Origin of the sequence: Xanthomonas sp. WHRI 6108, assembly GCF_040202385.2 — a bacterium.
GTDB classification, from domain to species: domain Bacteria; phylum Pseudomonadota; class Gammaproteobacteria; order Xanthomonadales; family Xanthomonadaceae; genus Xanthomonas; species Xanthomonas arboricola.
The window spans coordinates 3427219-3439434 of the sequence record NZ_CP168198.1 but is presented as its reverse complement, the minus strand read 5'-3'; the positions used below and the strand labels follow the sequence as shown (position 1 = coordinate 3439434).

The 12216-nt window shown below is 64.9% G+C and carries 13 protein-coding genes and 1 tRNA gene; 8 read left to right on the top strand and 6 right to left on the bottom strand.

All coding sequences use genetic code 11. The annotated features are described in order from the left end of the window. Positions 1-189: 189 nt before the first annotated feature. The 4 genes from tolB to queE are packed head-to-tail and all read left to right on the top strand — an operon-like array spanning position 190 to position 3636. Entirely contained in the window at positions 190-1509 is a 1320-nt protein-coding gene (gene tolB / locus ABQ039_RS14500) for a Tol-Pal system beta propeller repeat protein TolB (protein WP_024939948.1), read from the top strand. A 57-nt stretch (positions 1510-1566) separates the two neighbouring features. Then, positions 1567-2085, top strand: coding sequence for a peptidoglycan-associated lipoprotein Pal (gene pal / locus ABQ039_RS14495; RefSeq protein WP_016904129.1), 519 nt, complete (start codon positions 1567-1569; stop codon positions 2083-2085). A 6-nt stretch (positions 2086-2091) separates the two neighbouring features. Further along, complete coding sequence (gene ybgF, locus ABQ039_RS14490; RefSeq protein ID WP_024939947.1) at positions 2092-2910, top strand: tol-pal system protein YbgF; 819 nt, start codon at positions 2092-2094, stop codon at positions 2908-2910. Positions 2911-2952: 42 nt separating this feature from the next. Further along, entirely contained in the window at positions 2953-3636 is a 684-nt protein-coding gene (queE, locus tag ABQ039_RS14485) for a 7-carboxy-7-deazaguanine synthase QueE (RefSeq protein ID WP_184608776.1), read from the top strand. 200 nt (positions 3637-3836) lie between these two features. On the opposite strand, the gene ABQ039_RS14480 is transcribed toward queE, so the two are convergent. Then, positions 3837-4703, bottom strand: a complete 867-nt coding sequence (locus ABQ039_RS14480; protein WP_184608779.1) for an aldo/keto reductase family oxidoreductase — start codon at positions 4701-4703, stop codon at positions 3837-3839. A 524-nt stretch (positions 4704-5227) separates the two neighbouring features. Here ABQ039_RS14480 and ABQ039_RS14475 point away from each other — a divergent pair. Both ABQ039_RS14475 and ABQ039_RS14470 read left to right on the top strand, forming a co-directional pair. Beyond that, on the top strand, positions 5228-5443 hold the full coding sequence (locus ABQ039_RS14475) for a hypothetical protein (protein WP_184577646.1): 216 nt from the start codon (positions 5228-5230) through the stop codon (positions 5441-5443). After that, positions 5440-5763: a hypothetical protein gene (locus ABQ039_RS14470; protein WP_184608781.1), complete on the top strand. Its 324-nt coding sequence runs from the start codon at positions 5440-5442 to the stop codon at positions 5761-5763. The genes ABQ039_RS14475 and ABQ039_RS14470 overlap by 4 nt, the downstream gene beginning before the upstream one ends. 226 nt (positions 5764-5989) lie before the next feature. Here ABQ039_RS14470 and ABQ039_RS14465 read toward each other — a convergent pair. The 3 genes from ABQ039_RS14465 to ABQ039_RS14455 form a co-directional block, all read right to left on the bottom strand. After that, positions 5990-6065, bottom strand: a tRNA-Lys gene (locus ABQ039_RS14465). Positions 6066-6112: 47 nt separating this feature from the next. Continuing rightward, a complete protein-coding gene (gene queC / locus ABQ039_RS14460; protein ID WP_039519526.1) occupies positions 6113-6787 on the bottom strand; it encodes a 7-cyano-7-deazaguanine synthase QueC in 675 nt (224 codons plus the stop codon). A 232-nt stretch (positions 6788-7019) separates the two neighbouring features. Next, on the bottom strand, positions 7020-7913 hold the full coding sequence (locus ABQ039_RS14455; protein WP_349778003.1) for a LysR family transcriptional regulator ArgP: 894 nt from the start codon (positions 7911-7913) through the stop codon (positions 7020-7022). 76 nt (positions 7914-7989) lie between these two features. On the opposite strand from ABQ039_RS14455, the gene ABQ039_RS14450 reads away from it, so the two are divergent. Beyond that, positions 7990-8640, top strand: a complete 651-nt coding sequence (locus tag ABQ039_RS14450; protein ID WP_221239046.1) for a LysE/ArgO family amino acid transporter — start codon at positions 7990-7992, stop codon at positions 8638-8640. Positions 8641-8666: 26 nt separating this feature from the next. Beyond that, positions 8667-9092, top strand: a complete 426-nt coding sequence (locus ABQ039_RS14445) for a GNAT family N-acetyltransferase (protein ID WP_184550849.1) — start codon at positions 8667-8669, stop codon at positions 9090-9092. 89 nt (positions 9093-9181) lie between these two features. Here the strand turns inward: ABQ039_RS14445 and ABQ039_RS14440 are convergent, their stop codons facing one another. Both ABQ039_RS14440 and ABQ039_RS14435 read right to left on the bottom strand, forming a co-directional pair. After that, a complete protein-coding gene (locus tag ABQ039_RS14440) occupies positions 9182-9547 on the bottom strand; it encodes a hypothetical protein (protein WP_184550851.1) in 366 nt (121 codons plus the stop codon). Positions 9548-9991: 444 nt separating this feature from the next. After that, complete coding sequence (locus tag ABQ039_RS14435; protein WP_349778004.1) at positions 9992-12160, bottom strand: methyl-accepting chemotaxis protein; 2169 nt, start codon at positions 12158-12160, stop codon at positions 9992-9994. Positions 12161-12216: the final 56 nt, after the last annotated feature.

The following is a 12216-nucleotide window of genomic DNA, read 5'->3' as shown; positions in this document are numbered from 1 at the left end:
GACTGCCTGGCGCAGTTCCGGCGGGTGAGTATTGCTGCGCCACCGCACGCAAGCTCGCTCGCTGGCCGCCGGAATGCCCAGTGGGCGACCACTCGCTTCATTTTCACGCTGTCTCGTTCACGATTGCGAGTATGTTCACTCGCTGATTGGTATCCCTTGCACACTTTTCCTGCCCGATCCGAGCCGTCCATGAAAAAACCGCTGCGTTGGCTAGCTGCCTTGACCGCCCTGTTGTTGCCGCTGAGCGCGCTCGCGCAACAGCAAGGGCTCACCATCGATATCGTCGGCGGTAGCGCTTCGGCGACGCCGATCACCGTCGTGCCCATGCCGTACCAGGGCTCCGGCACTGCGCCGCAGACCGATGTGTCTGCCGTCGTCGGCGCCGACCTGGACCGTTCCGGCCAGTTCCGCACGCTGCCGGTTGCGCAGATCGTCGAGAAGCCGACCCGCGGCACCGAGGTGCAGTTCCAGACTTGGCGTACGCTCAAGCAGAACTACATTGTGGTCGGCCGCGTGATGGATGCCGGCGAAGGCGCTTACCGCGTCGAGTACGAACTGTTCGACGTGGCCAAGGGCGAGCGTCTGCTCGGCCTGGCCATGACCGCACGTGCCAATGCGATGCGCGATGTCTCGCACCAGATGGCCGACGCGATCTACGAAAAGATCACCGGCGTGCGTGGCGCGTTCTGGACCCGGATCGCCTATGTGACCGCCAGCGGCAAGGGCGGCGCCATGCGCTATGCACTGATGGTGGCCGACTCGGACGGCTACAACCCGCAGACCATCGTGCGCTCGGCCGAGCCACTGCTGTCGCCGAACTGGAGCCCGGACGGCAAGAAGCTGGCCTATGTGAGCTTCGAGCGCGGCAATTCCTCGATCTACCTGCAGGACATCGCCACCGGCGCGCGTGAGCTGGTGTCCAGCTTCCGCGGCATCAACGGTGCGCCGTCGTTCTCGCCGGACGGCCGCCGCCTGGCGCTGGCACTGTCGCGCAGCGGCAACCCGGAAATCTACGTCATGGATCTGGGCAGCAAGCAGCTGACCCAGCTGACCAATCACTTCGGCATCGACACCGAGCCGACCTGGGCGCCGGACGGCGGCAGCATCTACTTCACCTCCGACCGCGGCGGTCGCCCGCAGATCTACCAGGTGGCCGCAAGCGGCGGCAGCGCCAACCGCGTGACCTTCCAGGGCAACTACAACGCCACCGCCAGCGTCTCGTTCGACGGCAAGAAGATCGCCGTGGCACAGGGCAGCGGCAACAGCTACCGCATCGCCATGATGGACCGCAGCCTGGGTTCGCCGAGCTGGAGCACGCTCTCGCCGGGGTCGCTGGACGAGTCGCCGAGCTTTGCGCCGAACGCCAGCATGGTGCTGTACGCCGCACGTGAAGGTGGTCGTGGCGTGCTCTATGCCGTGTCCGCCGACGCTCGTGTCCGCCAGCGCCTGGTTCTGGCGGATGGAGATGTGAGAGAACCTTCGTGGGGGCCTTACCGAACCGCGCATTAATGTTAATATTTCGCTGCGTTAAACCACTCATTGGCCCAGAGCCTCCATAGGTATCCCATGAACAAGTCCACCCGCGTCTTGCTTGTCTCCCTGTTGTCCGTTGCCGTGCTGGCCGGTTGTTCGAAGAAGGTGAAGGAAACTCCGCCTCCTGCGACTGACACCACCGCTGGTTCCTCCGTTCCCACCGGCCCGTCCACCTCTGGCCTGTACGGCCCGGGCGACCTGGATACCGATGCCTGCCTGCGTCAGCGCGTCGTCTACTTCGATCTGGATCAGGACTCCCTGAAGCCGGAATTCCAGGCCATCATGGCGTGCCACGCCAAGTACCTGCGTGACCGTCCTTCCTCGCGCATCACCCTGCAGGGCAATGCTGACGAGCGCGGTTCGCGTGAGTACAACATGGGTCTGGGCGAGCGTCGCGGCAATGCCGTGTCGTCGTCGCTGCAGGCTGCCGGCGGTTCCGCCAGCCAGCTGACCGTCGTCAGCTACGGCGAAGAGCGTCCGGTCTGCACCGAAACCAGCGAAAGCTGCTGGTCGCAGAACCGTCGCGTCGAAATCGTGTACACGGCTCAGTAAGAAGCGATGCGCTTTCGAGTGACATCCCTGTTCGTCGCGGCGGCCCTTGTGGTCGCCGCGCCGGCACACGCGCAGCGAGCCAGTCTCGCTGATCGTGTTGCCGTTCTCGAGCAGCAGCAGGCCAACAGCCAGGCCAACAACGATCTCCTCAACCAGCTGCAGCAGGCGCGTTCGGACCTGCAGGGCTTGCGAGCGACCGTGGAGCAGCTGCAGCACGACAACGAACAACTCAAGCAGCAGTCCAAGGATCAGTATCTGGATCTGGACGGACGCCTGAATCGGCTGGAAGGTGCAGGTGGCGCAACCCCGCCATTGCCATCTCCCACCGGCAGCGTCACACCCGCCCCGGCTCCGGCCGCGCGGCCTGCAGCGGCGGCAACTTCCGAGAAGCCGCCCAGCGTGCATGGCGACCCAGGCACCCTGGCCGTCAGCAACGAGGAACGCACTGCTTACAACGTCGCTTTCGATGCCTTGAAGAACGGCAAGTACGACGATGCCTCGCAGTTGTTCCTGAGTTTTCTGGAGCTGTATCCAAACGGCGTCTACACCCCCAATGCCTTGTACTGGCTGGGCGAGAGTTACTACGCCACCCGAAATTTCCAGCTGGCCGAGGCGCAGTTTCGCGATCTCGTCAGCCGCTATCCCACGCATGACAAGGCCTCTGGCGGCCTGTTGAAGCTTGGCCTGTCGCAGTATGGCGAAGGCAAGAACGATCAGGCCCAGCAGACCTTGCAGCAGGTCGCATCGCAGTATCCCGGCTCCGACGCAGCGCGCGTGGCACAGGAACGTCTGCAGTCCATCCGTCTCGGCCAGCAACTGCGCTGAGCCCGCGCGTGCGCGCCTTCGGGCGTGACGAATACTTTGCCAATGAACGCCGCCGCCGTCCCCAGCGAGATCGTCCAGTCGCCGTTGCCGCGATTGAAGATCACCGAAATATTTCTGTCCCTGCAGGGCGAAGCCGAGGCCGCCGGCTGGCCGACCGTGTTCGTGCGTTTGACCGGTTGCCCGCTGCGCTGCCATTACTGCGACACCGCCTACGCCTTCCATGGCGGTGAATGGCATGACATCGATGCAATCGTCGCCGAGGTGACCAGCCACGGCGTGCGCCATGTCTGCGTGACCGGCGGCGAGCCATTGGCGCAGAAGCGCTGCCTGGTGCTGCTGCAGAAACTGTGCGATGCCGGCTTCGATGTTTCGCTGGAGACGTCCGGTGCATTGGACGTGTCGGCCGTGGATCCGCGCGTCTCGCGCGTGGTCGACATCAAGACGCCCGCCTCCGGCGAGGAACAGCGCAATCGCTGGGAGAATCTGCCGCTGCTGACCGCACGCGACCAGATCAAGTTCGTGATCTGCAGCCGCGCCGATTACGAATGGTCGCGCGAGATTGTCGCCGCGCATGCGCTGGACCGCCGCTGCACGGTGTGGTTTTCGCCCAGCAAGAGCGAAGTGACGCCGCGGGAGCTGGCCGACTGGATCGTGGCCGATCGTCTGCCGGTGCGCTTCCAGATGCAGCTGCACAAGCTGCTGTGGAACGATGAGCCGGGGCGCTAAGCCCGAGCGCTAGGCCCGGGCGCTAGAGCGACCGCGCTCACTCAAAGGCGGGCGCGGCCGGTTGCCCGCAATCGGCGTGTGTCACGCATCCACTGCGATTGCTGGCATGCCGTCCGCTCCCGCCTGAAGACCACCCGCGACACTTTGTTGGCTGCTTCCGGTCCCCCGTGCAAGGCGAGCCAGGAGGCAGCCGTCTGCGCTTACGCGGCGATCCTGTTCAATTCTTCGACGGCATCGGCCGGCAGTTTCAGTTCCGCCGCGAACAGATTGGCGCGCAGATGTGCCACCGACGAGGTCCCCGGAATCAGCAAGATGTTGGGCGAGCGCTGCAGCAACCACGCCAGTGCCACCTGCATCGGGGTTGCGGCCAGGCGCTGGGCAACAGCCGCAAGCGTGGACGATTGCAATGGCGAGAAGCCGCCGAGCGGGAAGAACGGCACGTAGGCGATGTCGTCGCGCGCGAGCGTGTCGATGATTTCGTCGTCGTGTCGATGCGCGATGTTGTACATGTTCTGCACGCAGACGATGTCGGTCATGGCGCGTGCCTCGGCCACCTGCGTCGCGGTGACGTTGCTGATGCCGATGTGCCGCACCAGGCCATCGCGCTGCAGCTTGATCAAGGCCTCCAGTTGCTCGGCGATCGAGCCTTCTGCCGGCTCCTGTGCCTTGAACATCACGCGCAGGTTGACCACCTCCAGCGCTTCAAGCCCCAGGTTGCGCAGATTGTCGTGCACCGCCTCGACCAGTTGCTGCGGCGAGAAGGCAGGTCGCCAGGAACCATCCGTGCCGCGCGCGGCGCCGATCTTGGTGACGATGGTCAATTCCTGCGGGTAGGGATGCAGTGCCTCGCGGATCAGCTGATTGGTGATGTGCGGCCCGTAGAAATCGCTGGTGTCGATATGGTTGACGCCCAGCGCGATGGCTTCGCGCAGCACCGCCAACGCACCTTCGCGGTCCTTGGGCGGGCCGAACACGCCAGGCCCCGCCAGCTGCATTGCGCCGTAGCCGATGCGGGTGAGCTTGCGGTCTCCAAGCAGAAACGTTCCGGCTTTTTCGATGTTGGTCATGGCATGGCGCTCGCGTGTCGTTGAGCCAACAACGATAGGAAACGTGGCGCGGCATGTGAATTCGCATTTGCCGCGGCGCCAGTCCACTCCCGCCAGGGCTTGTGGCATATGGGTGCAGCCGCAGCGCCCCGGGCCGATCGTCCGGCGGGATGTGCTGGAGTTTCAGGTTTTGCTGGCTACGCGGGCAGTGCTTTCGCCGCGTTTCTTCGCAGCCGAAGCCGCCGCGTTGCACGTTCTGCATTGACAGGCGCCAAGCGGCGGCGCGAGTATGCCAACGTCGCCGCACAATCGGCGACCGGGATTGGCGTCCCGAACCAAAAGGCGCACCAGCGCCCATCGACCGATGCACGGCGCTTTTTTATCGCCCGCATCGTCGCGGGCGCATGCCGGCCAGTTTTATGGCGGGCGGTGCGCGGGGGCCGCAAGGCCCACCGGGTCCTTTTGGCCGGCACGCCAACCGCGTACCGTCCGCCACCCCGATTGGCGTCTGGGTGGCGGATTCCAGAACACAAAAGGAATCCAGCATGTCTCACGACACCCATGAAGCACCCACGTCTGTGGCGTACCCGGTCGTCCATGATGTGGGGCCGATCTTCAATGCCCGCGAAGGGACGCGTGCCGCCTGGCGAAGCCCTAATGCCCATCTCGGCGTCGCAGGTAAGGCTGTGCATGCGCTCACGCTTGCCGGCGCCGATGCAATCGCTAGCGTCGATAGCGCGTTGACGGAGCCGCAGCGATGAGCCTGGGCAAACAGTTCCGCGTCTGCACGGGCGTCGTCCTTAGCTTTGAGATGATGCAGGGCTATGTGCTGGCCATGCTGCATTCCGACGCGCAACCCGATGCCTCGCCCGTCCTGATCGCCTGCGAAGCCACTGGCTTTGACGACATTTTGCCGGGCGGCGATGCGCAGAGCGTCGTGCTGGGCCACCTGCATGTCTGCATGCGCGTGGACGCTGCAGTGGACGTCCTCAGCTGGCTGCGCAAGCAGGCGCGCGCCGCAGGAGCTACGCGACGAACGCGGCGCGTGCAATCGCGTATCCAGAAGACGGGAGCCACATGATTGGCGAGAACGCCACGACCGCCTGCGCCGGGCCCACGACCTGCAAGATGACACGCGATCTGCAGGGGAGAAGCCGGCTTTGACGGCGGCGGGCCAGTTGCGGCAGATGGTGGATGCCATCCGACTTCGCGGCCGTGACGCAGGATCCCTGGCGATGCAGGTCCCGGCAACTTTCCGGCGGGCACAAAAAAAGCGTCTTCGGCGCTCTTCAAGTTGCTGATTTGATTGGTGGGCCGTGATGGATTCGAACCATCGACCAAAAGATTAAAAGTCTTCTGCTCTACCGACTGAGCTAACGGCCCACTGTCCCGGCAGTGCGCCGGGGTGCGCATTCTACCCTACAGCGGCGTCAAGGCGAAATGGCGTAGTGGGTGGGGTCCGCGACGCCGGCGTCGGCGAAACCGGCGGCACGCAGGCGGCAGGCGTCGCAGTGGCCGCAGGCGCGTCCGTCGGCGTCGGCGCGGTAGCAGGACACGGTCAGGCCGAAGTCCACGCCCAGGCGCACGCCTTCACGCACGATGTCAGCCTTGCTGAGGAACTGCAGCGGTGCGTGCACGCGCAGGCCGGCGCCTTCCACGCCTGCCTTGGTGGCCAGGTTGGCCAGCACTTCGAAGGCGCGCACGAATTCGGGTCGGCAGTCGGGGTAACCCGAATAATCGACCGCGTTGACGCCGCAGAACAGGTCGTTGGCGCCGATCACCTCGGCCCAGCCCAGTGCCAGCGACAGCATGATGGTGTTGCGCGCCGGCACGTAGGTGACCGGGATGCCGTCGCCACCGGCATCGGGCACGTCGATGTCGTCGGTGAGCGCCGAGCCGCCGATGCTGCGCAGGTCCACGTCCACCACCTTGTGCGCGATGACGCCCTGCGCCGCGGCCACGCGCGCGGCGGCGTCCAGCTCGGAGGTATGGCGCTGGCCGTAGCGCACGCTCAAGGCATGCACGGCAAAGCCCTGCTCCTGCGCAAGCGCGATGACGGCAGCGGAATCCATGCCCCCGGACAACAGAACAACGGCTTTTTTCATGACGGATCGGCAATCACAACGGAATAGGCGGAAAGGCTAGCAGGCTCGGCGTGGCACGGCGACCCGGCTGTCGCTGCGGCGGCAGCCGGATGCCGGGCAACGCGGCTGGGCCAAGCGTGCGCGGGCAGGGTAGCGACCGCATCTGCAGGCCAATCCGGTGCGATAGCCTGCCGGCAGTTGCGCGCTCGTTCATGGGTATTGCCCGCCCGTTTCGCGTGCGGCACGGCCGGTCTCAGCGCAGGCTTGCAGCCGCGGCCTTGCGCAGGGCCTGGCCGAGCTGCTGCAAAGTGCTCGATCGCACCGCGGCGCATTGCCAGTACAGGGGCACATCGAGCCAGCGTGTTGGGTCGATGATGACCACCTGCCTGTTGCGCACGGCAGGCACGACCATCGATTCCGGCGCTAGACACCAGCCGAGTCCGCGTGCTGCCGCTTCCACGAAACCGGTCGAGGTCGGCAGGTAGTGGATCGGCGGCGCCACCTGTGTGCGGGTGATGCGGCGGACAAAGCGGGTCTGCAGCGTGTCCTTTCGGTTGAACACCAGCATCGGTGCGTGGGCCAGGGCCGCTGCGCTGAAGCCCTGCTTGAAATGCGTTGCAACGAATGCGGCCGATGCGATGGCGTGGTAACGCATCACTCCCAGCGCCTGCACATTGCAGCCCTGCAGCGGCTTGCGCTCGGCGGTGACGGCACCGAGCACCGCCCCGGAGCGCAACAGCTCCAGGGTGTGGTCCTGGTCGTCCATCTGCACATCGAAAAGAACGCAGTGCTTCCGGTGCAGCGCCGACAGGGCCGCCAGAAACCAGGTCTGCAGCGAGTCGTCATTGACGGCGATGGCCAGCGTGCGCGGATGCCCGGCGCTGCTGTCGCCGGGAAGGAAGTCGGCGATCGCTTCGGATTCCAGGACCTGCATCGGCTTCACCCGGCGCAGCAGGCGTTCACCGGCCGGGGTAGGGCGGCAGGGGGCCTTGCGGATCACCAGCACCTGGCCGAGCCGGTCTTCCAGTGCCTTGACCCGCTGCGAAATTGCCGACGGCGTCACCGACAGCCGCTGCGCAGCGGCGTCGAAGCTGCCTTCCTCGAGAACGGCAGCGAATGCGGCCAGTTGCGGATGCAGAAGATCCATGGCGTTCGGCGGGATTAGAAGTTCTAAGCAGGATACAGAAGATTTAGTTTTCCTAATTGCAGCGGAACGCCCAGCATTGGCGCCTGTGATCCGGGAGGTGCTCGTGTTCCTTCAAGCCGCAATCTCTGGCTTTATCGCCAGCGCAGGTCTCATCATCGCCATCGGTGCGCAGAATGCATTCGTGCTGCGGCAGGGACTGCAGCGCCAGCATGTCGGTCTGGTGGTGGCGATCTGCGCGTTCGGCGATATCGCGCTGATCGTGCTGGGCGTAGCCGGGATCGGCGTGCTGGTGACGCAATGGCCGGAGCTGCTGCAGGGACTTCGCTATGCGGGAGCTGCATTTCTCGCGGCATATGGCGCGCTGGCTGCACGCAGGGCCTGGCGTGGCACCAGCGGGTTGGCGCCGTCGCAGGCGGGTGCGCAACGCTGGCAGCGCGCCATGCTGGCGTGCCTGGCATTTACCTTTCTCAACCCGCATGTCTATCTGGATACGATGCTGCTGCTGGGCAGCCTGTCCGCGCGCTACCCGGGCCAGCTGCGCTGGGCATTCGCGTCGGGTGCGTGCCTGGCCAGCATCGCGTGGTTTTCCGCTTTGGGCCATGGCGCGCGCTTGTTGCAGCCGGCCTTCCGCGATCCGCGCGCATGGCGTGTGCTGGATGCGGTGATCGCAGGATTCATGCTGGTGCTGTGCGCACTGTTGCTGCTGCCTGCGCAGGCGCTACCCTGAGGCCCACTGTTGCCGGAGCTGTTGTCATGTCGCCGCTGCGCGTTTCCACCGATCACTCCGAACTCGATGTTGCGCTGGTCCATCGCTACCTGGCCCAGCACAGCAGCTGGGCCAGGGACATCCCGCTTGCGGTGGTACAGCGCTCCATCGCCAACTCGCTGTGCTTCGGCGGGTTTCTGCAGGGCGGGCAGGTGGCCTTTGCGCGGGTGGTTTCCGACTATGCAACCGTCGCCTATCTGGGCGATGTGTTCGTGTTGCCCGAGCATCAGGGCAAGGGCTATGGCAAGGCAATGATGGACGCGGTCATGGCGCACCCCGATCTGCAGGGGCTGCGCCGTTTCAGCCTGGCCACCAGCGATGCGCATGGTCTCTATGCGCGCTACGGCTTCACGCCGCCGCTGGCTCCGCAGTCGCTGATGGAACGCTATCGTCCCGGTCTCTACATGCGCTAGCGCGGCGGGCCGGCTGTTGCGTGGCCGTACCGGCATGGCACTGCGTCGGGGCAGAAAGACGGTTCAACGCGCTGCCGCGCTGGATGATGTTAGGCGAGCACTGCGACCTCGTCACCGCACAGTGCCGGCCAGGCATCGGCAGCGCGCATTGCCGCCAGCGATGAATCGCAGTTGCCGCCGCATAGGTGCCGATCCTGCCGCAGGTCGATGGCCTCCCACTCCCAGCGCGGCGAATGCGGCATCTGCCAGGCTGCCAACAGCACCGACATGCCGCCCTGGAGCATGAGCTGCCGCCGCCAGATCACGCGCGTGTCGAGAGGGGCTTGTTGCCAGTGCGATAAGGCATCGTCGTATGGCTTTGCGTCTGCGGCCCCTGCGTATGCGCGAGCATGCACGTTGGCATGCTCATCGTTGATTGGGCGATGCAGATCGTGACTGTCGTTACTGGTATTCACGGGTGATCCTTCCTGATTGAGAAGGCGTGCCGAGCGGTGACGAGAGCACGCACGGACACACCTGCAGTGCCGGCATCGCCGGCTGCGGATGTCGTGGGTACCGATGGCTAAGATGCCGCCTGCGCTGCAGACGGTGGCCGGGCTACCATCCGGCCTGCTCTCTTTCGACCGGCGCAGCGTAACCAGGCATGGCGCCGGAAACAAGCGCTTTTGAGTGGCTTGCGTGCTTGTTTTGAAGGTTATTTTGTGGGCACTGAGCGCGCGTTGCGGGTGCCTGAGCTGTCTGCGCCGAATGCCGGTGAGCGTGCGGGATAAACGCAGAAAGCGCCCTGGCGGGCGCTTTCTGCGTGTGCGATGCCATCAATGGCCGCGGGCACATCCGCGGTGTTGCATCAGCATGGCTGCACCGACGACCCGGTCGACGGCGCAGTGCCGGCTGCTGGCTCAGGCGTTGCGGACCTTGCTCAGCAGCTGTGCGACCGGTGCCGCTACGCGCGAAGCGGACTGCCGTGTCTGGCGTGCGTCGATCTTGAAGATCGCCACCGCATCGGTGAGCTGCACCGCCTGCTCTTCCATCGCGCGCGCGGCGGCAGTGGCTTCTTCCACCAGCGCGGCGTTCTGCTGGGTGGTTTCGTCCATATGCGTGATGGTCTGGTTGACCTGCTCGATGCCGGCCGACTGTTCCTGCGAGGCTGCAGAAATCTCGCCCATGATGTCGGTGACGCGTTGCACGCTGGCCACCACATCGCCCATGGTCTTGCCGGCGCTGTGCACCAGTGCCGAACCCTCGGCCACGCGTTGCACCGAGTCGTCGATGAGGTCCTTGATCTCCTTGGCGGCGCCGGAGGACCGCTGCGCGAGCGTACGCACCTCCGAGGCCACCACGGCAAAGCCGCGGCCTTGCTCGCCGGCGCGCGCGGCTTCCACCGCTGCGTTCAAGGCCAGGATATTGGTCTGGAAGGCGATGCCGTCGATGACGCTGATGATGTCGGCAATCTTCCTGGACGAGGCTTCGATACCGGTCATGGTGTCCACCACCTTGCCGACCACGTCGCCACCTTGCGAGGCAACGCGTGCGGCGCCGATCGCCAGCTGGTTGGCCTCGCGTGCGCTTTCGGCATTCTGCTTGACGGTGGAGGTCAGCTCTTCCATCGATGCTGCGGTTTCTTCGAGGTTGGCCGCCTGCTGTTCGGTACGCTGCGACAGGTCCTGGTTGCCGGCGGCGATTTCGCTGGCCGCGGAGTTGATCGACACGGCCGACTCCTGGATGTTGCCGACGATCTGCGCCAGCTGGCTGGCCGTGGTGTTGGCATCATCGCGCATCTGTGCGAACACGCCGCGGAATTCACCGCTCATGCGTGCGGTCAAGTCGCCGGCGGCGATGGACTGTAGCAACGACGACAGCGACTGCAGATTGCCGTCGGCCGTGGACATCAGGTGGTTGAGGCTTTCGACCATGATGCGGAAGTCGAACTGGAAGCGCTCGGCATCGCCGCGCGCGCTGAAGTCGCCATTGGCGGCGGCCTGGGCGAGATGCTTGATCTCGTGGTTCATCGCCGACAGGTTGAGCTTGACCTGCGACATGGTGTCGCTGAAAACGGCCTTTTCGCCGGGCAGCGGCTGCATGTCTTCGGAGAGTTCGCCAACCGCATACCGGCCCATGATGCGTGCCAGATCGGTCTGCACTGCCACGTGCGAGGCAACCAGCAGGTTGGTGTCGTTAGCCATGCGCCCATAGTCGCCCGGGAATGCTGCCGCATCGATGCGGAAGCTGATCTGGCCGTTGTCGTGATGCCTGGCCATGTCGGTTTGCGCGGCGATCAGGTTGCGCAGCTGCAGCTGCATCTTGTCCATGGCCTTGAGCAGACGGCCGGTTTCATCGTTGGCGTTGGTGTGCACATCGTTGTGCAGATTGCCGGCCGCGATGGCTTCTGCGGTGCGTGTGGCCTGGCTGAGCGGCTGGGTCAGGCTGCGTGTGATCAGCCACGCGAGCAGGCCGCTGATGACCAGTGCGGCAATGCCGCCGGTGGCCAGGGTGATCTTCCCTCGATGCATCGATGCAACCGCGGCCGCATAGGCATCCTTGCTGAGGCGGCGCTCCAGTGCAGCGTTCTCGCGGATCGCCGTCTGCTGCGCATCCATGGCCGCTGCGGCGTCGCCTTGCAGCAAGGCCTGCGCTTCCTGGTTCTGGTCGCGGAGGCCGTATTCGAGAATCTGGTTATTGAGCTTGACCGAGATGTCGCGCTTTTCCTGCACCAGGTCGAGCGCCTGTTTTTCAGGCACGCTGCTGGGCAGTGCGGCCAGGGCGTCGTGTGCCTGCTTGTAGCGTGCGCGGTTCTTCTCGATCATGTCCATCGCACGGCGATTGGCCGCGTCGCCAGCGACCATGACGATGTCGCGCAGGCCGATTGCCACGTTGGTGTTGGCGTCGAGCATTTCCGAGGACAGCTGGATCCTCTCCATGTTGCTGTTGACGATGGTGTCCAGTTCGAAACGCGCGTTGGACATAGTGACCAGGCCGGTGGCCACAAGCAGGCCCGACAATAGGATCAAGATGCCAAAGGCCATGCCCAAGCGGCGGCCGACATTGAGGCGTTGCAGATATGTATTCATGACCGCATCCAGGTAGTGCAACTGAGGGGCTCGATGAATGGGTCATCCACCAGAGC